The 24,054-nt window shown below is 70.6% G+C and carries 24 protein-coding genes; 15 read left to right on the forward strand and 9 right to left on the reverse strand.

Annotated features, from left to right (window positions below; translation table 11 throughout):
* The first annotated feature begins 7 nt into the window (after positions 1 to 7).
* Entirely contained in the window at positions 8 to 1,477 is a 1,470-nt protein-coding gene (locus tag BLT23_RS33705) for a peptide MFS transporter (protein ID WP_090057387.1), read from the forward strand.
* Between the two features lie 172 nt (positions 1,478 to 1,649).
* On the opposite strand, the gene BLT23_RS33710 is transcribed toward BLT23_RS33705, so the two are convergent.
* Positions 1,650 to 2,927: a cytochrome P450 gene (locus BLT23_RS33710; RefSeq protein WP_090057390.1), complete on the reverse strand. Its 1,278-nt coding sequence runs from the start codon at positions 2,925 to 2,927 to the stop codon at positions 1,650 to 1,652.
* Between the two features lie 31 nt (positions 2,928 to 2,958).
* Complete coding sequence (locus BLT23_RS33715; protein WP_090057392.1) at positions 2,959 to 3,552, reverse strand: TetR/AcrR family transcriptional regulator; 594 nt, start codon at positions 3,550 to 3,552, stop codon at positions 2,959 to 2,961.
* A gap of 189 nt (positions 3,553 to 3,741) precedes the next feature.
* Between BLT23_RS33715 and BLT23_RS41105 the strand changes: the two genes are divergently transcribed.
* The 6 genes from BLT23_RS41105 to BLT23_RS33740 all read left to right on the forward strand — a co-directional run bounded on the left by BLT23_RS41105 (position 3,742) and on the right by BLT23_RS33740 (position 9,872).
* Complete coding sequence (locus BLT23_RS41105; RefSeq protein ID WP_176947046.1) at positions 3,742 to 3,906, forward strand: hypothetical protein; 165 nt, start codon at positions 3,742 to 3,744, stop codon at positions 3,904 to 3,906.
* Positions 3,907 to 4,037: 131 nt separating this feature from the next.
* Positions 4,038 to 5,237 carry a glutamate-cysteine ligase family protein gene (locus BLT23_RS33720; protein ID WP_425434441.1) on the forward strand — a complete coding sequence of 400 codons (1,200 nt, stop codon included), beginning with the start codon at positions 4,038 to 4,040 and terminating at the stop codon, positions 5,235 to 5,237.
* Complete coding sequence (egtB, locus tag BLT23_RS33725) at positions 5,234 to 6,523, forward strand: ergothioneine biosynthesis protein EgtB (RefSeq protein ID WP_090057398.1); 1,290 nt, start codon at positions 5,234 to 5,236, stop codon at positions 6,521 to 6,523. Before BLT23_RS33720 ends, egtB begins: the two co-directional genes overlap by 4 nt.
* A gap of 3 nt (positions 6,524 to 6,526) precedes the next feature.
* Positions 6,527 to 7,252: an ergothioneine biosynthesis protein EgtC gene (gene egtC, locus BLT23_RS33730; RefSeq protein ID WP_090057402.1), complete on the forward strand. Its 726-nt coding sequence runs from the start codon at positions 6,527 to 6,529 to the stop codon at positions 7,250 to 7,252.
* On the forward strand, positions 7,249 to 8,220 hold the full coding sequence (gene egtD, locus BLT23_RS33735; RefSeq protein ID WP_090057405.1) for an L-histidine N(alpha)-methyltransferase: 972 nt from the start codon (positions 7,249 to 7,251) through the stop codon (positions 8,218 to 8,220). Before egtC ends, egtD begins: the two co-directional genes overlap by 4 nt.
* Positions 8,221 to 8,282: 62 nt before the next feature.
* Positions 8,283 to 9,872 (forward strand): alpha/beta hydrolase, encoded by a 1,590-nt coding sequence (locus BLT23_RS33740; protein ID WP_245744474.1) that lies wholly within the window; start codon positions 8,283 to 8,285, stop codon positions 9,870 to 9,872.
* A gap of 226 nt (positions 9,873 to 10,098) precedes the next feature.
* On the opposite strand, the gene BLT23_RS33745 is transcribed toward BLT23_RS33740, so the two are convergent.
* From BLT23_RS33745 to BLT23_RS33755, 3 genes are read right to left on the reverse strand one after another with little or no spacing between them, the layout of a single operon-like run.
* Positions 10,099 to 10,818: a sulfite exporter TauE/SafE family protein gene (locus BLT23_RS33745; RefSeq protein WP_090057410.1), complete on the reverse strand. Its 720-nt coding sequence runs from the start codon at positions 10,816 to 10,818 to the stop codon at positions 10,099 to 10,101.
* Positions 10,819 to 10,856: 38 nt separating this feature from the next.
* Positions 10,857 to 11,792 (reverse strand): sigma-70 family RNA polymerase sigma factor, encoded by a 936-nt coding sequence (locus tag BLT23_RS33750; protein WP_245744476.1) that lies wholly within the window; start codon positions 11,790 to 11,792, stop codon positions 10,857 to 10,859.
* Positions 11,789 to 12,751: a helix-turn-helix transcriptional regulator gene (locus BLT23_RS33755; protein WP_143036128.1), complete on the reverse strand. Its 963-nt coding sequence runs from the start codon at positions 12,749 to 12,751 to the stop codon at positions 11,789 to 11,791. The genes BLT23_RS33750 and BLT23_RS33755 overlap by 4 nt, the downstream gene beginning before the upstream one ends.
* 183 nt (positions 12,752 to 12,934) lie before the next feature.
* Here BLT23_RS33755 and BLT23_RS33760 point away from each other — a divergent pair, with 183 nt between their 5' ends.
* A complete protein-coding gene (locus BLT23_RS33760) occupies positions 12,935 to 13,126 on the forward strand; it encodes a S1 RNA-binding domain-containing protein (RefSeq protein WP_090057417.1) in 192 nt (63 codons plus the stop codon).
* A 59-nt stretch (positions 13,127 to 13,185) separates the two neighbouring features.
* Here BLT23_RS33760 and BLT23_RS41445 read toward each other — a convergent pair whose 3' ends face one another.
* The 4 genes from BLT23_RS41445 to BLT23_RS33775 all read right to left on the reverse strand — a co-directional run bounded on the left by BLT23_RS41445 (position 13,186) and on the right by BLT23_RS33775 (position 16,646).
* Positions 13,186 to 14,043 carry a hypothetical protein gene (locus BLT23_RS41445; protein WP_218133966.1) on the reverse strand — a complete coding sequence of 286 codons (858 nt, stop codon included), beginning with the start codon at positions 14,041 to 14,043 and terminating at the stop codon, positions 13,186 to 13,188.
* Positions 14,040 to 14,501, reverse strand: a complete 462-nt coding sequence (locus tag BLT23_RS40310; protein ID WP_143036129.1) for a hypothetical protein — start codon at positions 14,499 to 14,501, stop codon at positions 14,040 to 14,042. The genes BLT23_RS41445 and BLT23_RS40310 overlap by 4 nt, the downstream gene beginning before the upstream one ends.
* Before the next feature lie 235 nt (positions 14,502 to 14,736).
* Positions 14,737 to 15,213: a hypothetical protein gene (locus BLT23_RS33770; protein WP_090057420.1), complete on the reverse strand. Its 477-nt coding sequence runs from the start codon at positions 15,211 to 15,213 to the stop codon at positions 14,737 to 14,739.
* Complete coding sequence (locus BLT23_RS33775; RefSeq protein WP_245744478.1) at positions 15,213 to 16,646, reverse strand: helix-turn-helix domain-containing protein; 1,434 nt, start codon at positions 16,644 to 16,646, stop codon at positions 15,213 to 15,215. The genes BLT23_RS33770 and BLT23_RS33775 overlap by 1 nt, the downstream gene beginning before the upstream one ends.
* Positions 16,647 to 17,028: 382 nt before the next feature.
* Between BLT23_RS33775 and BLT23_RS33780 the strand changes: the two genes are divergently transcribed.
* The 7 genes from BLT23_RS33780 (at position 17,029) to whiA (ending at position 24,054) form a co-directional block, all read left to right on the forward strand.
* Complete coding sequence (locus BLT23_RS33780; protein WP_090057425.1) at positions 17,029 to 17,520, forward strand: hypothetical protein; 492 nt, start codon at positions 17,029 to 17,031, stop codon at positions 17,518 to 17,520.
* 9 nt (positions 17,521 to 17,529) lie between these two features.
* A complete protein-coding gene (locus tag BLT23_RS33785) occupies positions 17,530 to 17,931 on the forward strand; it encodes a Rieske (2Fe-2S) protein (RefSeq protein WP_218133967.1) in 402 nt (133 codons plus the stop codon).
* A 106-nt stretch (positions 17,932 to 18,037) separates the two neighbouring features.
* Positions 18,038 to 18,496 (forward strand): Rieske (2Fe-2S) protein, encoded by a 459-nt coding sequence (locus BLT23_RS33790; RefSeq protein ID WP_090057429.1) that lies wholly within the window; start codon positions 18,038 to 18,040, stop codon positions 18,494 to 18,496.
* A gap of 42 nt (positions 18,497 to 18,538) precedes the next feature.
* Complete coding sequence (uvrC, locus tag BLT23_RS33795; protein WP_090057431.1) at positions 18,539 to 20,503, forward strand: excinuclease ABC subunit UvrC; 1,965 nt, start codon at positions 18,539 to 18,541, stop codon at positions 20,501 to 20,503.
* Between the two features lie 742 nt (positions 20,504 to 21,245).
* Complete coding sequence (gene rapZ / locus BLT23_RS33800) at positions 21,246 to 22,103, forward strand: RNase adapter RapZ (protein ID WP_176947055.1); 858 nt, start codon at positions 21,246 to 21,248, stop codon at positions 22,101 to 22,103.
* Between the two features lie 5 nt (positions 22,104 to 22,108).
* The gene (locus BLT23_RS33805; RefSeq protein ID WP_090057627.1) at positions 22,109 to 23,077 is read left to right on the forward strand and encodes a gluconeogenesis factor YvcK family protein; all 969 of its coding nucleotides are present in this window, start codon (positions 22,109 to 22,111) and stop codon (positions 23,075 to 23,077) included.
* A complete protein-coding gene (gene whiA / locus BLT23_RS33810) occupies positions 23,068 to 24,054 on the forward strand; it encodes a DNA-binding protein WhiA (RefSeq protein ID WP_090057437.1) in 987 nt (328 codons plus the stop codon). The genes BLT23_RS33805 and whiA overlap by 10 nt, the downstream gene beginning before the upstream one ends.

The following is a 24,054-nucleotide window of genomic DNA, read 5'->3' on the forward strand; positions in this document are numbered from 1 at the left end:
GACGAGCGTGAGCGCTCCCAGCGCCAGCACCTCCACCACGGACAAGGGCTTCTTCGGTCACCCCAGGGGCTTGTCCACGCTGTTCTTCACCGAACTCTGGGAACGGTTCTCCTTCTACGGGATGAAGGCCATTCTCGGCCTCTACCTGTGGACGGCCGTGTCCGAGGGCGGTCTCGGCGTCGACAAGACGCTCGCACTGTCCGTCGTGGCCATCTACGGCACCGCCGTGTACATGTCCGGCGTGGCGGGCGGCTGGCTCGCCGACCGCGTGTGGGGCGGGCAGCGGTCGACGTTCTACGGCGGCGTGCTGATCATGTTCGGGCACATCGCGCTGTCGGTGCCGATCGGCATCACGGGCGTGTACCTCGGCCTGATCTTCATCGTGTTCGGCACCGGCCTGCTCAAGCCGAACATCTCGACCGTCGTCGGCGGCCTGTACGACAAGACCGACACCCGCCGCGACGCCGGTTTCACGGTGTTCTACATGGCGATCAACATCGGTGGGTTCGTGTCCCCGCTGATCACCGGTGCGCTGGCGGACGGCGTCGGCTTCCACGCGGGCTTCGCCGTGGCCGCGGTCGGCATGGCGGTCGGCCTGGTGCAGTACCGCCTGGGCCGCAAGTACCTGCGCGGCTCCGCGGCCGTCCCGCCGAACCCGCTGCCCCCGGCCGAGAAGGGCCGCGTCTACGGCCTCATCGGCGGCATCGCGGTCGCGATCGGCGTGCTGGGGGTCGTCTCGTACCTGCTGGGCGACGTCGAGGGCGTCATCCTGATGATCAGCGTCATGTCGATCGTGCTGCCCATCGGCTACTTCACCGTCATGCTGCGCAGCCGCAAGACGCTGCCGGAGGAGAAGCCGCGCGTCATCGCCTACATCCCGCTGTTCATCGCCGCGGCCATGTTCTGGCTGATCTTCGAGCAGAGCGCGTCGGTCATCGCCGAGTTCGCGGACTCCAACGTCGACAACCACGTGTTCGGCTGGGAGTTCCCGGTCGCCTGGTTCCAGTCGATCAACCCGATCATGATCATCGCGCTGGCCCCGCTGTTCGCGCTGCTGTGGGTCAAGCTCGGCGACCGGTCGCCGTCCACGCCCCGCAAGTTCGCGGGCGCGCTGGTGCTCGTGGGCCTGTCGTTCGTGGTGATGTTCTTCGCGAGCAGCTCGGCGGCCGACGGCAAGGTGACGCCGTTGTGGCTCGTGCTGATGTTCCTGATCATGACCGCCGGTGAGCTGATGCTGTCGCCGGTCGGCCTGTCGGCGACGACGAAGCTCGCGCCCAAGGCGTTCGCCTCGCAGACGATGAGCCTGTGGTTCCTCGCGACGTCGGCCGGCACCGGCGTGGCGGCGCAGCTCGTGAAGTTCTACACGACGAGCCCGTCGGCGTACTTCCTGACGCTGGGCGGCGCGGCCGTGGTGCTCGGTGGCGCGCTCGCCGTCGCGGCTCCGGCGATCCGCAAACTCATGTCGGGTGTCGAATGAGCCCCGTCGAACGACGGCCCTGAAGAAGGTGAGAGGGAGGCCCGTCGCGGCGGCGGTGCGGCGGGTCTCCCTCTCTTCCACAAGGATGCACTACGGAGATGTGTCATTGGGGCTCGAACATTGCTCCAGTCAGGTGAAGTCGAGCACTCGCCGCAACAATTTTCGCTTCCAGTCAGCTTTGCCTCACGGCCAGTGATCGTTTGGTCTCGTTCGTCCGAACCGGAAGTCGCAAGGCGCCCCGGATCAGCCTCGACCTCCGGCGGGCCACCGGGCCGTCCTGGGCGAGGCCGGGGAACCGCTTGAACAGCTCGTGCAGCGCGACGGCGCCCTCGATCCGGCTCAGCCCCGCCCCGATGCAGTAGTGGATGCCCGCGCTGAACGCGAGGTGCTCGCGCGCGTTCGACCGTGCCGGGTCGAACGCGGAGGGGTTGTCGAACACGCGCGGGTCCCGGTTCGCCGCCGCCAGCACGAGCATCACCGGCGTCCCGGCGGCCAGGCTCACCCCACCCAGCTCCAGCCGCTCCTTCGGCCAGCGGATCGTGTACTGCACGGGCGGGTCGAGCCGCAGCACCTCCTCCACGAACCCCTCCGCGTACTCGGGGCTCTGCGCGAGCGGCGCCACGGTGTGCGGGTTCTCGAACGCCTTCAGCACGCCGTTGCCGATCAGGTTGACCGTCGTCTCGAACCCGGCGAACAGCAGCAGGCCGGTCGTGGCGACCAGGTCCTCGCGGCTGAGGTCCGCGTGCCGCGTCACGAGGTGGCTGACGATGTCGTCCTGCGGCGCGCGGCGGCGTTCCTCGATCAGCACGTCGATGAAGTCGTTGTACTCGGAGATCGTCGTGTGCAGGTTCTTGAGCTGCTTGTGCGACCAGACCCCGTCGAGCGTCTCGGCGAGCGCCGACCCCCACCGCGCGAACGTGTCCTGGTGGCCGTCCGGTATGCCCAGCAGGTCCGCGATGACCTGGATCGGCACCTGCGACGCGAAGTCGCTGACGAGGTCGAACCGGTCGCCCAGCCCGTCGAGGTGGTTCGCGACGATCCGCCGGATCGACTCCGTGCGGTCCTTGAGAGCCCGCGGCGTGAAGAACGGCTGCACGAGCCTGCGCAGCCGCGTGTGGTCCGGCGGGTTCTTCATCAGGAACGAGTCCTGCACCGGGTTGACGACCTTCTCGCCGTCCCGCACGAGGGTGATCGGCACCATCGAGGCTTCGTCGAAGGTGGCGGTGATGAACCTGTTGTCGCGCAACACCGAGTCGCAGATCTCCCGCGACGGCGACACGTACGCGCCCATGCGGCTGCGGACCAGGTCGCCCCGCGCCCGCACCTTCTCGTACAGCGCGTACGGGTCGCGGTTCGGCGACAACGCCATGACGCCCGCGTACGGGTCACCGAGCAGCGCGTAGCCGCGGACGATCGTGCGCAGCGCGAGGAACTGGACGGCGGTCTTCATGCCTCCACAGTGGTGAAGACGCGAAGAACCTTCAAGAGCTGCGCCGGTGACGCCGCACGGTTTCCTCGACCAAGTCCAGCACCGGCTCCATGTTCTCCGCCGGCAGCCCCATCGCGAGGTGCGAGACCAGCCCTTCGAGGACCAGTTCGAGGAAGCTCGTGAGCACCGTGACGTCGACGTCGTCGCGCAGGTTCCCGGCCTCCCGCTGGCGGATGAGCCGCTGCCGGGTCGCCGTCGTGAGCTGCTCGCTGCGCTCGGCCCACCGCGCCCGGAAGTCCGGGTCCGTGCGCAGCCGCCGCGACACCTCCAGCCGCGTGCCGAGCCAGTCCGCCGCGTGCTCGCCGGTGCGCTTCTCCGGCTCGTCGAGCAGGTCGCGCATCACCTGCACGAGACCCTGCTCGGCCACCACGTCGGCCATCCGCAGCGCCTCGTCCTCGGCGAGGGCGAGGAAGAGCGACTCCTTGTCCCGGAAGTGGTGGAAGATCGCACCGCGGGACAGTCCCGTCGCCTCTTCGAGACGGCGTACTGTGGCGCCTTCGTAGCCGTGTCGCGCGAAACAGGCACGCGCGCCGTCGAGGATCTGACGGCGGCGGGCGTCGAGGTGGTCCTGGCTCACCCTGGGCACCTGAAGATGGTGGCAGGGCGGGGACGGGAAATCCAATCCGTACGTACGGATTGCGTGGGTCCGGTGGTGTGATCCTCACGGCTGCCGGCCGGGTCCGGTCGCGAGGCCGATAAACCCTTTCCGCACGTTCGTGTGGATCTTCGGACTGACGGGTCCCGCTGCGCGCCGTCCCGGCCCTATCCTGCCGACATGGAGACCCAGGAGACCGTCGGGCAGCCGACGCGCGTCGAGCGCCTCGGATGGCAGCGGCGCGAGTCGAACGGCGTCCACGTGGTCGACCTGATGCTGAGCCGCACGGTCTCCGACCTGATCGCCGCTCTGGCCGAGAACCTGGCGGCGAACAGGGACAGGTGACCCGCTCACGTCGGCCGGGGTGTGCGCGCACGAGCCCGCACACCCTTGTTCCGTAAGGAACAGAAGGCTGCGAGTGTCAGACCCCGCGTGTAGCGTCGATTGAGCCTGACGATCACGGGGAGTGTGGCAGCGTGACAGCGTTGCGTAACGAACCGGCGCCGGCGATGTTCGCCGACCGCGCCGCGGCCGAGGCGTACGTGGCCTCGGTCTGCTTCAAACACGGGCCTCCGCGGCTGTACGGCGTGGAGCTCGAATGGACCGTGCACCACGCCGAAGACCCGGCCCAGGTCCTCGATCGACATCGGCTCGCCACCGCGCTCGGCGACCACGCACCACCCACTCTCGTTCCGGACAGCCCCCAGAGGCCGCTTCCCAGCGGCACCCCGCTGACCGTCGAACCGGGCGGGCAGGTCGAGATCTCCACACCTCCCTGCACCAGCCTCCCCGACCTCTTCCGCACGGTCGCCCAGGACATCGCCCACCTCACCGCGATGCTGGCGGACCACGGCCTCGTGCTCGGTGACAAAGGAGCCGACGCGCACCGGGGCCCCACGCGCATGCTGCGGGTGCCTCGTTACGCGGCGATGGAGCACGCGTTCGGCGAGCTCGGCCCCGACGGCATCTCGATGATGTGCTGCACCGCCGGTTTACAGGTCTGCATCGACTTCGGCGAGCAGAAGCACCTCCAGGACCGCTGGGCCGCCGTGCACCGGCTCGGCCCCGTCCTCACCGCCCTCTTCGCGAACTCGCCCACCACCGGTGGCCTGCACACCGGGTGGGCGTCGGCCCGCATGCGAACCCTCTACGGCACGGATCCCGTGCGCACCAGGCCGAGCGCCGTGTGCGCCGATCCGGCCGCCGCCTACGCGCGGCGAGTTCTCGACACCCCGGTCATCGCCGTCCGCGGTCCCAGCGCCAACTGGATCCCGCCGCGCAAGCTCACGTTCGCCGAGTGGATCGACGGAGCCCTCGACCGCAGGCCCACGAGCGACGACCTCGACTACCACCTGACGCTCCTGTTCCCGCCCGTGCGACCACGCGGGTACATGGAGATCCGGTACCTGGACACGCCCGCCCCTGGCGGGTGGATCGCGCCGAGTGCGCTGCTCGTCGCGCTGTTCAGCGACCCGTCCGTCGTGGACGGTGTGCTGGCGGCGACCGAACGGGCCGCCGGGCGGTGGCTGGCCGCCGCCCGGCACGGGATGGCCGACGACCGCATCGCCAAGGCGGCGCGCGACGTCGTCGCCCTCGGTGTGGAGGCGATGCCCCGCACCGGGCTTCCCGCCGACCAGATCAGCACCATCAGCCGGGAGCTTGAGGGGAAGCTGTGACCGAACAACTCCGCGAGCAGGTGGCGGAGGAACTGGCGCGTTCGCGCGCGCGTTCCACCGCCCTGACCGACGCCGTCGACGAGCACGACCTCGTCCGGCAGCACTCGAAGCTGATGTCGCCGCTGGTCTGGGACCTGGCGCACATCGGCAACCAGGAGGAGCTGTGGCTCGTCCGCGACGTCGGCGGCCGTGAACCGGTCCGCAGCGACATCGACGAATATTACGACGCGTTCAAGTACGGCCGGTCGGTGCGGCCGGAGCTGCCGCTGCTGAACCCGCGCGAGGCCCGCCAGTACGTCGGTGACGTGCGCGGCAAGGTGTTCGACGTGCTGGAGAAGGTCCCGCTGGAGGGCCGCAGGCTCGTCGAGAACGGCTTCGCGTTCGGCATGATCGTGCAGCACGAGCAGCAGCACGACGAGACGATGCTCGCCACCCACCAGCTGCGCACCGGCGACCCGGTCCTGCACGCGCCCTTACCGCCCAGAGGAAACCTCGTCCCCGCCACGGAGGCGTTCATCCCGGGTGGACCGTTCGAGATGGGCACCTCCGACGAACCGTGGGCGCTCGACAACGAACGTCCCGCGCACACCGTCCACGTCGACCCGTTCTTCATCGACACCACCCCGGTCACCAACGGTGAGTACGCCGAGTTCGTCCTGGCGGGCGGGTACGACGACCGTCGGCTGTGGACGGAGGAGGGCTGGGAGCACCGCACGACCGCGAAGCTCGTCGCACCGCGGTTCTGGCAACGCGAGGGCAGCTCGTTCGTGCGCACAGCGTTCGGCGTCACGGAGCCGGTCGTCGCGGACGAACCGGTGGTGCACGTGAGCTTCCACGAGGCCCAGGCGTACGCGACATGGGTGCGCAAGCGCCTGCCGACCGAGGCAGAGTGGGAGAAGGCGGCCCGGTTCGACCAGGAGACCGGACGGTCGCGGCGGTACCCGTGGGGCGACGAGGACCCGCGGGAGCGGCACGCGAACCTCGGCCAGCGCCACCTGCGCCCGGCTCCGGTCGGCGCCTACCCGGCGGGCGCGTCGCCGAGCGGCGTGCACCAGCTGATCGGCGACGTGTGGGAGTGGACGTCGACGGACTTCCACCCGTACCCCGGTTTCGAGGCGTTCCCGTACCGCGAGTACTCGGAGGTCTTCTTCGGACCCGAGTACAAGGTGCTGCGCGGTGGCTCGTTCGGCACCGACAAGTCGGCGGTCCGCGCGACGTTCCGCAACTGGGACTACCCGATCAGAAGGCAGATCTTCGCGGGCTTCCGCTGCGCCAGGGACGCCTGACCGGTGTGCCGCCACCTGGCTTACCTGGGCCCCGCCGTGCCCTTGGCCGGGCCGCTGTTCGACGCGCCGCACTCGCTGGAGCGCCAGTCGTACGCGCCGGGGGACATGCGGGCGGGGGGAACGGTCAACGTCGACGGCTACGGCGTCGGCTGGTTCCCCGGCCCCGTCCGGTACCGGCGCGCGGGGACGCTGTGGAGCGACGCGAACCTGCGGCAGCTCGCCGGCGCGCGGTCCACGGCGTTCCTCGCGGCGGTGCGGTCGGCCACGGCCGGGATGCCGGTGGCGGACGCGGCCTGCGCGCCGTTCGCCGACGACACGTGGCTCTTCAGCCACAACGGGCGGATCGACGGCTGGCCGCACACCGCGGCGGGGCTCGCGAAGACCCTCGACGTCACCGACCTGCTGACGATGGACGCGCCGACCGACTCGGCGCTGCTGTGGGCCGTGCTGCGCAGGCGCCTGGCGACCGGGGCGCGGCCGGAGCAGGTGCTCGCCGACCTCGTCCGCGAGGTCGTGGAGGAGGCGCCGAAGTCCCGCCTGAACTTCTTGCTGACCAACGGAAAGGCACTCGTGGGGACGACGTGGACACACGCCCTGTGGGTGCTGCAGAAGGGCGAGGGCGTGACACTCGCGTCCGAGCCGCTCGACGACGACCCGGACTGGCGGGAGATCCCCGACCGGCACGTGGTCGCCGCCGTTCCATCCACTGTGGAGGTTCGACCGATATGACCGAGCCGGTGCTGGACGTGCACCTCACGCCCGAGGACGCCGCGCACGCGCTACGAGCGGACGTGCGCGCCGGGCTGACCGCGAACCCGAAGTGGGTCTCGCCCAAGTGGTTCTACGACGCGACGGGCAGCGCGTTGTTCGAGGACATCACCCGCCTGCCGGAGTACTACCCGACCCGCGCCGAACGCGAGGTCCTCGCCGACCGCGCGGGGGAGATCGCCGCGGCCACGGGCGCGCACTCGCTGGTGGAGCTGGGTTCCGGGTCGTCGGAGAAGACCAGGCTGCTGCTCAGCGCCCTGCGCGAGCAGGGCACGCTGCGGCAGTTCGTGCCGCAGGACGTGTCGGTGTCGGCGCTCACCGAGGCGGCCCACGCGATCATGGCCGACTACCCGGGACTGCGCGTGCACGGCGTCGTCGGCGACTTCACCCAGCACCTGGCGCTGCTGCCGGGCGAGTCACCGCGGCTCGTCGCCTTCCTGGGCGGCACGATCGGCAACCTCATCCCCGAGGAGCGGGAGAAGTTCCTCCGCACCGTCCGCGACGTGCTCGAACCGGGGGAGTGGCTGCTGCTCGGCACCGACCTGGTCAAGGACGAGGAGACGCTGGTCCGCGCGTACGACGACGCGCAGGGCGTCACGGCGGAGTTCAACCGCAACGTGCTGAAGGTGCTCAACCGCGAGGTCGGCGGCGACTTCGACGTGAACGCGTTCGAGCACGTGGCGCTGTGGAACGCCGAGTGCGAGTGGATCGAGATGCGCCTGCGGGCGAAGCGGGCCATGACCGTGACGCTCGCCGGGCTCGGTCTGACCGTCGAGTTCAAGGAGGGCGAGGAGCTGCGGACCGAGGTGTCGGCCAAGTTCCGCGAGGACGGTGTGCGGCGCGAACTGGAGGACGGCGGGTTCTCGCTGCACGGCTGGTGGACCGACGCGGAGAAGCGGTTCGCCGTTTCACTCGCCCGCGCCGTGTGACCGGGTGAACACCCTCCGATAGGAGGTTACCCGCGGCCCGCCGTGAGTGGTGGGCTGCGACGATGACTCCTGCAACTTCGCGGGCCGTGCGTGCGGCGCTCGTCGGCGCGCTCACGCTCGGCACCGCCATCACCGGCCTGGGCACCGCCTCCGCCCAGCCCGAGGCAGCGTCGACCGTCAGACCCGCCACCTGGGGGCCGTGCGCGGAGGACGTCCTCGCCGAGATCCCCGCCGCCGAGCGCACCCGCGTGAGCTGCGCCGTCCAGACCGTCCCGGTCGACCACTCGCGCCCGCGCGGTGACCGGACCGGCATCGTCATGATGAAGCGCCCCGCCGGCGACCCGGCCAAGAAGATCGGCTCGCTGTTCATCAACCCCGGTGGACCCGGCGGCGCGGGCCTGATCTACGGCGCCTACGGTGCCAGCTTCTTCACCCCGGAGGTCCTGGAGAAGTTCGACCTCATCGGCTTCGACCCGCGCGGCGTCGGCCGCAGCGCCCCGTTGCGCTGCTTCCGCACCCAGGAGGAGGCCGAGGCGGTCCTCGACGGCTGGTACGCGCTGCCCACCACCAAGGACGAGATCGCGAGCGCGATCCGCCAGTCCAAGGTCTACACCGACTACTGCGGCATCAACGCCGGTCCGCTGCTCAACCACATGTCGACCGAGGCCGTCGCCCGCGACCTCGACGTGATGCGTGAAGCCGTCGGCGACCGGCAGCTCACCTACGTCGGCTTCTCCTACGGCACGCTGCTCGGCGCCACCTACGCGAACATCTTCCCGGCGAAGTCGCGCGCCCTGGTGCTGGACGGCAACGTCGACCCGCGGCTGCGTCTGGCCGACGGCGCGCAGTACGACCGCGAACGCGCCCGCGGCTTCGAGATCGCCCTCGACGCGATGCTCAAGCGCTGTGACAGCGTGGGCGTGGAGAGGTGCGCGTTCGCCGGTGGGGCGCGCAAGAAGTTCGACGACCTGCGGGAGAACCTGCGCAAGGGCCCGACGACCCTGCCCGGCGGCTCGCAGGTGACGCTGACCGACGTCGTGGGCCAGACCGCGGGCAGCCTCTACAGCCCGTCGTCGTTCCAGTCCCTGACGGCCTGGCTGCAGTCGATCCACGTGGCGCAGAACCCGTCCGCCGCGCTGGGCGCCCAGTCCGCCGTGGACGTTCCGAAGGTCGCCAACGGACGGCTGGACGTCCGCGCGCTGCCCGAGACGCCCTACGAGTCGGACGACTCGTACTTCGCGGTCAACTGCATCGACAAGCCGTTCGCGCGCACCAACCGCGACTGGGCGTCGACCGCGGCGAAGTGGGAGAAGGAGTCGCCGACGTTCGGCCGCTACCAGGCCGCGTCCGACCTGCTGACGTGTGCGACGTGGCCGACCCGAAACCCGGACCGCTGGACCGGGCCGTGGAACCGCCACACGAAGAACCCGGTCGTCGTGGTGGGCAACTACTACGACCCGGCGACGCAGTACCTGTTCTCGCAGCGCATGGCCAAGCAGCTCGGCAACGCGCGCCTGATCAGCGTCGACGCGTTCGGGCACTGCATCCTCGGTGACTCGGCCGGTGCCGACGCGGCGGTGACGAGGTACCTCGTCGACCTCACCGCCCCCGCAAACGGCACGGTCTACCAGCCGGACACGCAGCCGTTCTGAACCCGCTTCAGCAGCGCTGTCCGTAACCCCCTGCCCCGTTCGCAACTCTCTTTCGTGTTTCCCGCCGGGTACGCGGGGGCCCTACGTTCCCTCCCATAGGACGCGGGGGCCCCGCGTCCTATAGCCACGTGACGCAGAAGCATCGGGGGGCCCTGTATGGATGACACACGGGCGGGGGTGTGGGGCGGGACGGGATCTCGGGAGCAGGGTGCGGAGCGCGCTCCTGTTACAGGAGTGCGCTGCGCACCACCAGCACCACGGCGCTGGCGCCCGCGACGACGAGCATCGGTGTCCGGATGCCTTTGGCGTCGAACCGCTTGCGCAGCGGTCCGGAGACCAGGAACCCGGCGATGAGGAACGGGATCAGCACCACGCCGTTCCACAGTTGGTGCGCGGTGACGCCCCCGGCGGTGGCGAGCCCGAGGATCGACGTGACGGTCCCGAGCGTGAAGAACGCCGCCAGCGTCGCCCTGACCTGCGGGCCCGTCTCGTTCTGGTAGACCAGCGCGATCATCGGCCCGCCGATCGACGTGGCCGTGCCGAACGACCCGCTCGCGACCCCCGCCGTGACCAGCGACGGCGGCGTGGGCCTGGGCCGCCACGAGACCAGCGAGAGCAGCACGCAGAGAAGCACGACGAGCCCCACGACGACGCCGAAGCTCTTCTGGTCGAGCGAGCGGACGATCCAGATGCCGATCAGGGTCCCCGGCAGCCGCCCGGCCATCGCCCAGCCGACCCCGCGCCAGTCGACGTGGCCGAACTCCCTGGTCAGCGACATCACCGCGTGGGCGCAGGCGATCACCAGCACGGGCACCGGCACGAGCGCGGGGTCGAGCAGCGCGAGCAGCGGCACGGCGACGAGGGCCAGGCCGAACCCGACCAGGCCCTGCAACAGCCCTCCGCACGCGACGACGAACCCCGCGAGCGCCAGCACACCCCACGACATGGTTAGCAAGGCTACAGATCTGTCGCGGGTGGCCCCGCTCACGCCGTCGCCGGCAAGCCGAACCTCGGGAACAGGCCGAGGTCGAAGAACGACGACACCCGGCTGATCCGGTCGCTTTGCAAAGTCAGCACCTGGAGGTTGAACGGGCGGAACACGCCGTCCTCCGCCCGCAGGTAGAGGCCGTAGGCGGGGTGCCCGTTGGCCTCCGTCGCGATCATGCGCGCGCCGTGGGGGACGGCCGGGCACTGGTTCGTCAGGTGCCACCCGACCATGTCCCGGCCCCGGTACCACTGCGGGTACGGCGGCATCTCCCAGACGACGTCCTCCGCCAGCAGGCCGATGATCGCCGGGACGTCCTTGGCCTCGAACACCTCCACCCACCGGTCGAGCAAGGGCTTCGCGTCCGCCGGCTCGACCACCTCGTCCTCGGTGAGGTCCGTCAGCTGGGCGTGCGCGCGTTGCAGGGCGCTGTTGACGGCCGCGACCGTCATGTCCAGCTCGTCGGCGGTCTCGGCGGCGCTGAGCTTGAGCACGTCGCGCAGGATCAGCACCGCGCGTTGCCGTGGCGGCAGGTGTTGCAGGGCCGCGACGAACGCGAGCCGCGTCGACTCGCGTTCCGCCACGATGGCCGCGGGGTCGGTCGGGAACGGCTCCAGCCACGGGACCTCGTGGTCCTGCGTCAGCGGGTCGTTCTCCGTCGCGCCCGCAGTGCCGAGACCGAACGGCAACGGCCGTCGCGCGCGGCCGTCGAGCGCGGTCAGGCAGACGTTCGTGGCGATCCGGTACAGCCACGTGCGCACCGACGACCGGCCCTCGAACTTGCCGTACGACTTCCACGCCCGCAGGTACGTCTCCTGCACCAGGTCCTCGGCGTCGTGCAGCGACCCGAGCATCCGGTAGCAGTGCGCGAGCAGCTCGCGGCGGAACGGGTCGGCCGCTGCCTGGAAGTCTGCCGGGTGGGCGTCCGCTGTCACCGTCGTGCTCCGATCGAGTTCTGCAGCCTGGTGATGAGGGTGGCCACGTGCTCGGCGAGCTCCTCCGGTTCGTGCACCGTGAAGTCGAAGCCGAGGAACATCAGGTGCCACAGGATGCGGTCCAGCGAGTCGGCGCCCGTGCGCATCCGGCACGACGTGGCGTCGATCGGTTCCAGCATCGCGGAGATGGGCGTGGTGCGTTCGGCGACCTGCTCCAGCGGGGCGTGGATCGTCAGCAGCGCCTGGTGGGTGTAGACGTTCGAGGAGACCTGCCGGGACACGAACTCGCCGAGGCTCTCCGCAGGAGGTTCGCGCGGCGTGAACCGCGCGGCGAGCACGGGTTCGGCGGTGATCCGGTCGACGCGGAACGTCCGCCAGTCCTTTTTGGACACGTCCCACGCGACCAGGTACCACCGCCTTCCGGTGTGGACGAGCCCTTGCGGCTCCACGAGCCGCTTCGCCGGCTCACCGCGCGTGGACGCGTACGGGAACCGCAGCTGCTGGTGGTCGCGGCAGGCGGCGGCGATCACCGTGAGCGTCTCGGGATCGACCGTAGGACCGGTGGGGGCGAGGGGAGTCGTGTGGTGCTGCAACGCCTGCACCCGACGGCGCAACCGTGCCGGGAGGACCTGCTCCAGCTTCGTGAGCGCGCGGACCGACGTCTCCTCGATGCCCGCGATGGTCCCGTTCGCTGCCGTCCTCAGTCCCACCGCGACGGCCACCGCCTCGTCGTCGTCGAGCAGCAACGGCGGCAGCTCCGCGCCCGCGCCCAGCTGGTAGCCGCCGGTGGCACCGGGCAGCGACGTGACGGGGTAGCCGAGGTTGCGCAGCTTCTCGACGTCGCGGCGGATCGTGCGCACGTCCACGCTGAGCCGGTCGGCCAGCTCCGGGCCTGTCCAGTCGCGCCGCACCTGCAACAGGGACAACAACTTCAGCAGCCGTGCGGACGTCTCCAGCATGGGATGAGTCTAGATTCCGTTGCGCGGGACGGCTTGTGATGGCTATGGTTCGCGTATGACTGCCGGGTCGGCCTCGTGCCGTGAGCGGAACGGTTGCCCGGCCCTGACTTGATCAGGGCCCCTCCAACCCCGCGTGTGTTCTCGCTTGAGGGACAGCGCGTTCGGGAGAGGAGGTGATGCGCAATGCTTCCCGATGTAGGTGAAGTCTTCTCGGGGAAGGTCGTCTCGACGGCTCCCTTCGGTTCCTTCGTCGAGCACCCCGTCGGTGCACACGGACTCCTGCACGGCCACCAGGCCGAGGTGGGGTCGCAGGTGCGGGTGAAGGTGCTCGCGTCGGACGACGTGCGGCAGCGGTTCAGCCTGGAGCTCGCGTGAGCCGGGCTTGGCCGACGTGGTGAACAGCTGACGGCCCGGGCAGAGGCGCCCTGCCCGGGTCACGCCCCGCGGTGCTCCGCGCATTCCGCGGTCAGGCGGTCGAACAGGGTCTTGCGGTGCCCGTCCTCCCGGGGAGCGGGACCCAGCGCGTCCGCCGGGCTGGTCACCTTGTGCAACAACCGGTACAGCACCACGTCCGTCGCCGTGTAGAGCCAGTCGTCCGCCCGTCCCGGCGGTGCGGCAGGCCCGAGCATGTTCTCGAACCAGGCCGGGAACAGCAGGTCGCGTGCCACCGCGTCCTCGATGCGAGCGCGGATGTGCCGGCGCACCTCGGCGATGGCGGTGTTGCCGGCGGACTTCGCCGCGCTGTCGCTGGCCTGAGTGTCACCTTCCGGAAGCTCCGGGCGCACCTTGGTGGTGATCGCGGTCCACTGCCGGTAGTTCTTGCGCCACAAGGACTCCGCGGTGGGAGGGAGGTGGGTGAGGGCTTCGGCGGCCTCGACGGCCTCCAGCGCCTGCCGGTCGTACTCGGCGACGGCCTTGCGGGCCAGCTTCGCCTCCTGGGGCGTGAACTTCCTGCGGGCGTAGGCTTCCTGGCCCTTGGCGATCCTGGCCAGCTGCTCGTCGCCGACCTCCGGCCACGAGTCGAAGTCGGCCTTCCCGGTGTTGCCCGCCCTGACCTTGCGGTTGAGGGCGATCAGGAGCCGCTCCAGGCGGTGGACGCTCTCGGCCAGCTCGCTGACGCGGTCGTCGGTCTTGGTGATCTTCCTGGTGGTGTCCCTGATCTGGTTCGTGACGCCCAGGTGCTGTTGCGCGGCCTCGGTCTCGGAGTTCTCGATTCTGGTGGTGAGGGCTTTGAGGTCTCGTTTCAGGCGTTCCACTTTGTCTTCGAGCGCCTTTTGCGGGTCTATGTTCACTTGAACGTCCTCCAGGCCCACCAGGCGATTCCGGCCGCGGTGAGGAAAGCGGCCCAGCCGTGTGCTGCTGGTGTGAGGAGGGTTGCTGTCAAAGCAGCTGTTATCGCTGTGGTTCTTGCTCTTGGTTCCCAAAGCTTCTGGCCTGGTGGATCTACCAGGACCGCTGCTGCCACTGCCACTGCCAGCAGAAGGGAGAGCAGGGACCAGGGGTCGAACCAGCCGACTGCGATGGTCAGCGCTGTTGCTGTGGTGGCGGCGGCCAGTGCCCGGTTCGGGGCGGTCAGTTTTGCCGCTTCCGCGTCTCGCCTCGCCTGCATCACGGCTTTGACCTGCTGGTCTGTTTCTTGCAGGAGAGCGGGGAAGTCCGGGCTGCCCGGGCCTGCGGACCGGAGGGCTCGCAGGGCTGTTCGCAGGGACTGCTGGCGGTCGGCCAGGCGGGCGAACGGATCGGCTGCCATGTCCTGAGATCGTGATCAAGGGGTGGGGGTTGGGGTAGAGCGGGGTGGCCTAGTTGGGCCGGTTGCCTGCCAACTTCGCTCGCTCGGAGTAGCGGGGTGGGCCGGTCGCGTCGTGGGGTGGTCCCGTGACGAGCAGCGCAGGATGCCGCCGGGCGCGGCACAACGCGTCAGCACTGCTCGTGACGGGACCACCCCACCCGGCTTCGCCGGAAGAGCCAAGACCGGGGTGGCGGCGTTATGACTTTCGTCGTGCCCCTTCCGGCCAGACGACTTCGATCGGCACGCCGCTCGCCCTCGCCTGTTCGACCACGTCCGCTGTGCCGCCCTTGCCCTGGGCCGGGACGCCGTCCCAGACGGCCACCAGCAGTTCCACCGAGGCGAGCATTCGTTCGTTCGCTGCCACGTAGGCCATGCGTCCGCTCGACATGTGCGGGAGGACGCTGACCACCGTGGCCGCTGCTCGTAGCTCGTCGTAGTCGGCTAACTGGTGTGGCTTCAGGCGTTCCCGGTAGTCCAGGGCCGGGAGGACCACCTCCACCTCGCCGCCCAGGGACAGGACGGCTCTGGCGAAGACCTGGTCGGCGCCTGGAGCCAGGCAGGTGACGCCGACCAGGGGGCGGTCCAGGGTTTCCAGCAGCTGTGTCAGTGCCGCCTGGACCGCCGGGATGCAGTCCTCGACCAGGTTGCTGTGTCCGGTGATGCCCACTCGCATCAGGCGGTCCGCATCGCCCGGATGGCGTCTCGGGTGTCCCTCACCGCGGGGATGTGGCGGTGTCGGGCCGCCTCCTTGGCGAAGTCCTCCAGCTTGCGCAGGACTCGGCCCGAGGAGAGCTTCGCCGCCGTCGGCAGGACCTCGTTGATCAACCCGCACGCCGCCTCCGGGTCTCCCGCGACCATTTTGGTGCGCGCCAGTCCGATCACGTCGAACGCGCGGTTGCGCACCTTCGACGGGTCTCGCAGTTGCAGTGCTCGCCGGATGTGTTGTTCGGCGTGCACGGCTTGGGCCGGGTCGTGCATGGCCAGGTCTCTGCAACGGGCGCCTATGACGCCTTCCAGCTCCGCCTCGTCGAAGCTGTGCAGGTAGCGGGGTTCGTTGTCCTGCTCCCGCTGCGCGAAGCTGTCCTGGGCCATTCTCACCGCCTGGTGGAACTCGCGGGTCTTGCCCATGTGGGCGTAGGCCCACGCCTCCCTGGTGAGCAGGAGGGCCTTCAGCGTCGGCGTGCCGGTGCGGCGGGTGCCGTACTGGCCCAGCTGCACCAGTTCGAGGCCGTCCTCCGGGCGGCCCAGGTCGAACATCTGTCTCGCCATCGCGGCCAGGCAGAGGGCCGCGAAGCCGTCGTTGTGGCCCGCCTTGGCCATGCGGATGGCCAGCACGTAGTAGCGCTGGGCCGCGTTGTGCAGGCCCGCGTCGAACGACATGCTCGCCGCCACCTTCGACAGCTCGGCGCCGATGAAGAACGCTCGTTCCGTCGTCGGGCCCGCCGGAGCGCGTTGCAGGCGCTCCGCCAGTTCGTCCAGCTGTCCCAGGACCGCCTTGCGGGCCAGTCCGTAGCCTCCGCGGCCTCCCCAGCCGCGCAGACCGTCCGCCACGTGCTGCAGCGCGTCGAGCTCCTCCGTGCTGATCGCCGAGTGCGACGACCACTTCGACAGGTTCTGCAGGGGGTGCAACCACCGCTGCAGCGGCTCGACCAGTGCGGACCCCACCGTCACCGCGGCGGCTCCTGTGAGCGCCGCTCGTCTGCTGATCGCCAAGTCGCTCCTCGCCGTCTCCTCGACCGAACGGGCAATGCTCGTCGCCTCCCACGGGGCGGCGAGCACGTCTGGCGGGCCCGATCCGGGGGTGCCCACCTGAGCTGGGATGACGACTCGGTCGAACCACAGTCGTTCGGCCGGCACGCCCAGCACTCGCGCGAAGTGGCGCAGCCGGTCGAGCCGGTCGATCTGGTTCTCGCCCGACTCGTAACGCGACAGCTGCGCCTGGCTGATGCCGAGCCACGCCGCCATGCGGTCTTGGGTGACCCGGCTCAGGTGCTGGGGGTGGTGCCGGTAGGCGGAGATCAGGGCGCCCATGTCGCGGTCTGTGCACGCGGCCGCGATCGCGGGGTGGTCCCAGAAGTCGTCCGGAACCTCAGGAGGGCCGTGCACGCCGGAACGGGCGTTGCGGCGGCAACGGTGGCAGAGCCGATCGGGGTTGTCGGCGGCGATGAACGCTCCACAAGGGCAAGCGCGTCTGGACCTGGGTCTCGCGGTGTCCATCGGCCTCGCCCCCGTCGCTGAAGCGATTTCCCAGTGTACGGAGCCGTGATCGTCAGTCCATCCATCTCATGCATAAGACGTAATGGATTCGCGTGTCGCAGTGCCTGTACCGCCGTGCGGTGGATGACCTTCATGCGTCCGCTGCATGAGGCCCATGCAGCCCGCGAGTGGTGTTGGCGTGATCCACGTCGCACCCTGCACATCGTCAGGGGCGGGACGACCTCCGTGGCCTGACCAGTGCCTGACCCACCTAAGGGGAGGACCACCGCCGATGAGCCTCACGACCGCGGACACCGGCAGGAGCGCCGGGATCCCACAGCACAGAGGACACGAACGGGCGATCGGGGAGGCCGTCGCCGGCTACCGGTTGCTCGGCTGGCAGGTGTCGGTGACGGAGCAGGGCGTCTTCCTGCCGCTCGGACCCGCCACCACCGCGCTCGCCATGCCGGCGCGCATCGGGTCGCGTGTCCTGGCCGACCTCAAGTCGCGCATGCTCGCCGGTCCCGTCACAGTGATCCCCGGGCCCCGCGAGCACTGGATCTTCCTGGCCGAGCTCGTCGCGTTGCTCCCGACGCACCTCAAGGCGCCGCCGGAGGTCCAGTTCGTGCGCTCGCCGCACCGGATCGCCCTCCCGCCCACGATGACCAGGTACGGGTCGCTGCGGTGGGCGAACCCGCCGTCGCACTCGCGGCACTGGTTCCCGCCGTTCACGGCGGTGCTCGCGCTGGCCCGGACGGCCACCGCGGAGGACCAGCGCCGATAATCGGCGTCCGTGAACCGTCGATCTGTGTTGATGTGCGGGCTCGTCGCCGCCGCCCTGAGCGCCTGCGGCGAGTCCGCGCCCCGCAAGACGGGCGGCGTCGGCTCCGCCCGCCCCGGCGACCGCGTCACGCCCGCGGCGTCGGTGCCGGTCGGCGGCGGGGTGCTCGTCGACATGCCCGGCAACGCCCAGCTGCTCGTCGTCCAGCCTCGACCAGGTGAATTCCGCGCGTTCGACCCCTCCTGCCCGCACGTGGGGTCGCTGGTGAACCCGCCCACCGGCGGGGTGATCACCTGCCCGTTGCACGGGAGCGCGTTCGACCCGGAGACCGGCTCCGTGCGCAAAGGACCTGCGACGACCGGTCTTTCGGAGGTGGAAATCACGCTTTCGGGTGAGGAATTGCTCCTCTCCTGACACCTGTGCGTTTGCTGTGCATCGGCGTCTCGGCTGAACTCTCCTCCGTGAATTCACGTAATGCTGTGGTGTGACCCCGAACACCCACCACCACGGAGGAACGGTCGTGAACACCGAAAGCCCGGTCACCCGGCGGACGGCCCTGTGCGGAATCGTCGTCGCCCTCGCGGTGCCCAGCGGCCTCGTGACGGCGTGCAGCTCCGGGTCCTCCGGCACCACCACTCCGGACCAGGACGGCTCCCAGCCGGGACAGGACTCGTCCGGCGGTGGCGGTGCCCTCGTCGCGCTCGCGGACGTGCCGGAGGGCGGCGGTGCCGTCGTCGACGGCGCGGGCGGCAAGAAGATCGTCGTCGTGCGCGTGTCCGCGACCGAGGTCAAGGCGTTCGACGCGACGTGCCCGCACCAGGGCGCGATCGTCGCGGAACCGTCCGGCGGCTCGATCACCTGCCCCTCGCACGGCAGCCAGTTCTCCCCGGCGGACGGCTCCGTCAAGAAGGGGCCCGCCACGGCCGGGCTGAGGGCGGTGGCCGTGAAGGTCGACGGCGGCCAGGTCGTCCTGGCCTGACCCTTTCCGTTTTTGTCGGACCCCGTCGATAGTCTTGACGGCGTGGCAGATCCCTCGACGTACCGCCCCGCGGTGGGCACGATCCCTGAGGCTCCCGGCGTCTACAAGTTCCGCGACGCCGGTGGCCGGGTCGTGTACGTCGGCAAGGCGAAGAGCCTGCGCAGCAGGCTGAACTCCTACTTCGCGGATCTCGCCGGTCTGCACCCGCGCACGCGCCAGATGGTGACGACGGCGGCCTCCGTCGAGTGGACCGTCGTCACCACCGAGGTCGAGGCGCTCCAGCTGGAGTACAACTGGATCAAGGAGTTCGACCCGCGGTTCAACGTCCGGTACCGCGACGACAAGTCGTACCCGGTGCTCGCCGTCACACTGCACGAGGAGTACCCGCGGCTGCACGTGTACCGCGGCCCGCGCAAGAAGGGCGTGCGGTACTTCGGCCCGTTCGCGCACGCGTGGGCGATCCGCGAGACGCTCGACCTGCTGCTGCGGGTGTTCCCCGCGCGCACGTGCTCGGCGGGTGTCTTCAAGCGCCACAACCAGATCGGGCGCCCGTGCCTGCTCGGCTACATCGACAAGTGCTCGGCGCCGTGCGTGGGCAAGGTCTCGGCCGACGAGCACCGCGACATCGTGCTCGACTTCTGCGACTTCCTGGCGGGCAAGACCGACCACATGATCCGCCGGCTCGAACGCGAGATGACGGCGGCCGCCGAGGAGCTGGAGTTCGAACGCGCCGCGCGCCTGCGCGACGACCTGGGCGCGTTGCGGCGCGCGATGGAGAAGCAGGCCGTGGTGCTCGGCGACGGCACGGACGCGGACGTGATGGCGTTCGCGCAGGACGAGCTGGAGGTCTCGGTCCAGGTCTTCCACGTGCGCGGCGGCCGGGTGCGCGGCCAGCGCGGCTGGGTGGTCGACAAGGTCGAGGCGGTCGACGACGCGGCGATCGTCGACCAGTTCATCATGCAGTTCTACGGCGACAACGCGGAAAGCACCCCGCGCGAGGTGCTCGTACCCGTCCTCCCGGACGACGCGGCGGCCCTGGAAGACCTGCTGTCCGAACAACGCGGCTCCCGCGTGGGAATCCGCGTGCCACAACGAGGTGACAAGCGCGCGTTGATGGAGACGGTGGCGCGCAACGCCTCCGAGGCGTTCGCCCAGCACAAGCTCCGCCGCGCGGGCGACCTGACGGCCCGTTCCGCCGCGCTGCAGGAGATCCAGGACGCACTGGCCCTCGACACCGCGCCGCTGCGCATCGAGTGCATCGACATCAGCCACGTCCAAGGCACCGACGTGGTGGCGTCCCTGGTGGTCTTCGAGGACGGCCTGGCCCGCAAGTCGGAGTACCGCCGCTTCGCCGTCCGCGAGGCCGCCACCGAGGGCGACGTGGCGTCGATCGCCGAGGTGGTCCGCCGCCGCTTCCAGGCGATGCTGCGCGAGACCGCCTCCGCCGACCCCGGCTCCAAGCCCGGCATCGACCCGGAGACCGGCAAACCCCGCAAGTTCGCCTACCCGCCCAACCTCCTGGTGGTCGACGGCGCGGCCCCCCAGGCAGCGGCGGCGGCCGACGTGCTGGCCGAGCTGGGCATCACCGACGTCGCCGTGGTCGGCCTGGCCAAGCGCCTGGAGGAGGTCTGGGTCCCCGGCGAGCCGGACCCGGTCATCCTGCCCCGCACCAGCGACGCGCTGTACCTGCTGCAACGAGTCCGTGACGAGGCCCACCGCTTCGCCATCGCCTACCACCGCCAGAAGCGCTCGAAGCGCATGACCGCCTCCGAGCTGGACGGCGTGCCGGGCCTGGGCGAGACCCGCAAAGCCGCGCTGCTCAAGCACTTCGGCTCGGTGAAGAAGCTGCGCCAGGCCACGGTGGACGAGATCAGCGGCGTACCCGGCGTGGGCCGCCGCACAGCGGAGGCCGTGGTGGCCAGCCTGGCGACGCCCGCCGCGACCTCGTCCGGCCCGGTGGAGCCGGTGGGATCGCCGGGCGTGGCGTCGTCGGAGACGAAGCCGTGACGCGGGAGGCGAGTGGCCGCGCGGGAGGTTCGAGGTGGGCACCGCCGGTCCGGTGCCGCTCGGGCGTCGCCGAAGGACGCGTCGGCGGTGGCTGATGTGGAGTCGTGGCGCGACAGTGGCGTGTGGACGGTCGGACCGAGGCGGAAGTGCGATGCCGCGGCTGAAGGGTGATCCTGGCCTGGCGCGGCTCCCGCTGGACCGGGCGCCGTTCCCACCGCGCCCGTGGTGCCTGGCTGTCGTACCCGGTCACGGCGGGCGTCGCACCCGAGCCGCACGGCTCGACCCGCGGCCTCGGCAGTCCGCCCGCAGCTGCCCCCGCTCCCCGCAGCCCTCGCTCCCCGCAGCCCCCGCGCCCACAGTCCCCGCGCCCACAGTCCCCGCGCCCACAGTCCCCGCGCCCACAGCGACCGGCTCCACCTGCCCAGCGGTTCGCGCCATCGCCGCCCCTCGGGCCGGCACCGGCCCACCAGCCCCACCCGCCCCGCCCTTCTCACCCGACCCGCGCTTCTCACCCACCCCGCCCGGTCTCCCGCACGCGGGCGGAGATCGTGATCGCGGCCACGGCTCGCCTGCTCCAATCGCCCAACCTGCCGCACCGGACGGCCGTGTCGAGGGAGACTCACCATGAGAGAAGCGGCGCGCCCCGGCGCGCCCACCCCCGAGCGGAAAGCACCCGAGCAGCGCCTGAGGGCGCTCCCGAACAGGTAACGGAGTCGTAGTCGTGAACGCGGAGAAGTCCGGCATCGAAGTCGCCGTGGTGACCGGGCTGTCCGGCGCGGGCCGCAGCACAGCGGCCAAGTGCCTGGAGGACCTGGGCTGGTTCGTCGTCGACAACCTGCCCCCGGAGCTGATCGCCACGATGGTGGAGCTCGGCGCCCAGGCGCGCGGGGCCATCACCAGGGTCGCTGTCGTCATGGACGTGCGCAGCCGCGCGTTCACCGAGGACCTGTCCGCCATCATCAAGGACCTCGACGCGCGCGGGTACAAGCCGCGCGTGCTCTTCCTGGAGGCCACGGACGCGGTGCTGATCCGCCGGTTCGAGGCGGTGCGGCGTGGTCACCCGATGCAGGGCGACGGGCGGTTGCAGGACGGCATCGAGGCCGAGCGCATCCTGCTGACACCGCTCAAGCAGGAGGCGGACCTGGTGCTCGACACGTCCGCGCTGAGCGTGCACCAGCTGCGCGCCAAGATCGAGGACACGTTCGGCACCGAGGCGGCCACCAGGACGCGGGTCACCGTGCTGAGCTTCGGCTACAAGTACGGGCTGCCGATGGACGCCGACCTCGTCATGGACGTGCGGTTCCTGCCCAACCCGTTCTGGATCCCCGAGCTGCGCGAGCAGACGGGCCTGGATGGTGAGGTGCGCAACTACGTGCTGTCCCAGGAGGGCGCGGACGAGTTCCTTGATCGGTACCACGAGCTGCTGAGGCTGATCGGCGCCGGGTACCGGCGTGAGGGCAAGCGCTACCTGACGCTCGCGATCGGCTGCACGGGTGGCAAGCACCGCAGTGTGGCCCTGAGCGAAGAGCTGGCCGCGAGGCTGGCGAGCGAGGACGGCATGGCCGTGAAGGTCGTGCACAGGGATCTGGGACGCGAGTGACGAAGTTGAAAGCTGTTGCTTTGGGCGGCGGGCACGGTCTGCACGCGACGCTGAGCGCGCTCAAGCGGGTCACCGACGACGTGACGGCCGTGGTGACCGTCGCGGACGACGGGGGCTCGTCGGGGCGGTTGCGGCGTGAGCTCTCCCACCTCCTGCCGCCGGGCGACCTGCGCAAGGCGATGGCGGCGCTGGCCGGGGACGACGAGTCGAGCAGGCGGTGGGCGGCGCTGTTCGGGCACCGCTTCGGCGGCACGGGCGCGCTCGCCGGCCACGCCGTCGGCAACCTGGTGATCGCCGGGCTGCTGGAGCAGCTCGGCGACCCGGTCGCGGTGCTCGACGTGACGAGCAGGCTGCTCGGCGTGCGGGGGCGGGTGCTGCCGATGTCGAACGACCCGCTAGACATCGAGGCCGACGTCATGGGGCTCGACGAGGACGTGACGGACGTCCGGCGCATCCGCGGCCAGGTCGCCATCGCGACGACACCGGGCCTGGTGCAGCGCATCCGGCTGACCTCCCCGAACGGGCGACCTGTGGGCTGCCCGGAAGCGGTGCAGGCTGTACTTGACGCCGATCTTGTGTTACTCGGCCCGGGATCGTGGTTCACCAGCGTGTTGCCGCATCTGCTGGTGCCCGAGCTGCTCGACGCGCTGGTGCGCACGCCCGCCAAGAAGGCCCTCGTGCTCAACCTCGTCCCCCAACCGGGGGAAACGGCCGGTTTCTCTCCGGAGCGCCACTTGGACGTAGTCTGCGAGCACGCACCCGAGCTGAAGGTGGACGCGGTGATCGCGGACGTCGACTCGGTCCCCACCCCGGACCGGCTGACGCGAGCCGCCTCGGCGCTGGGGGCGCGGACGCATCTGGCGAAGATCGCCGCACCGGACGCCGCGGACAGGCATGATCCGGAGGCGCTCGCCAGTTGCCTGAGGCAGGTGGTCGAGGAGACCGGAGTGGGAGGGACGAGCCCGTGGCGATGACGTCGGCGGTCAAGGACGAGCTGAGCAGGCTCGCGGTATCCAAGACCTGTTGCCGCCGCGCGGAGGTCTCGTCGCTGCTCAGGTTCGCCGGTGGGCTGCACATCGTGTCGGGCAGGGTCGTCGTCGAGGCCGAGCTCGACCTGGGGTCGGCCGCGCGCCGTCTCCTCAAGGAGATCCAGGCCCTCTACGGCCACCACGCCGAGGTCTTCACGATCCAGGGGAACGGCCTGCGCAAGGGCACCCGCTACGTCGTGCGCGTGGTGAAGGACGGCGAGGGTCTCGCGCGCCAGACGGGCCTGCTCGACCCGCGCGGCCGCCCGGTCCGCGGCCTGCCCGCCCCCGTCGTGTCCGGGGGCGTGTGCGACGCGGAGGCGGCGTGGCGCGGGGCGTTCCTCGCCCACGGCTCGCTCACCGAACCGGGCCGCAGCTCCTCGCTGGAGATCACCTGCCCGGGCCCGGAGGCGGCGCTCGCACTGGTCGGCGCCGCCCGCAGGATGGGCATCGCCTCCAAGTCCCGCGAGGTCCGCGGCGCCGAGCGCGTGGTGATACGAGACGGCGACGCGATCGGCGCCATGCTGACCAAGCTCGGCGCGCACGACAGCGTGCTGGCCTGGGAGGAACGCCGGATGCGGCGTGAGGTCCGCGCCACCGCGAACCGGCTCGCGAACTTCGACGACGCGAACCTGCGCCGGTCAGCGCGGGCGGCGGTCGCCGCGGCGGCCAGGGTCGCGCGGGCGCTCGAGATCCTCGGCCCGGAGGCACCGGACCACCTCGCCGCGGCGGGCCAGCTCCGGCTGGCGCACCGGCAGGCGTCGCTGGAGGAGCTCGGGCAGCTGTCCGACCCGCAGATGACCAAGGACGCGGTCGCCGGCCGGATCAGGCGCCTGCTCGCGATGGCCGACAAGCGGGCCAAGGACCTGGGGCTGCCGGACACGGAGTCCGCGGTCACGGCCGAGATGCTCGAAGCCGAGGTCTGA

Source organism: Lentzea fradiae, from assembly GCF_900100955.1.
GTDB lineage: Bacteria > Actinomycetota > Actinomycetes > Mycobacteriales > Pseudonocardiaceae > Lentzea > Lentzea fradiae.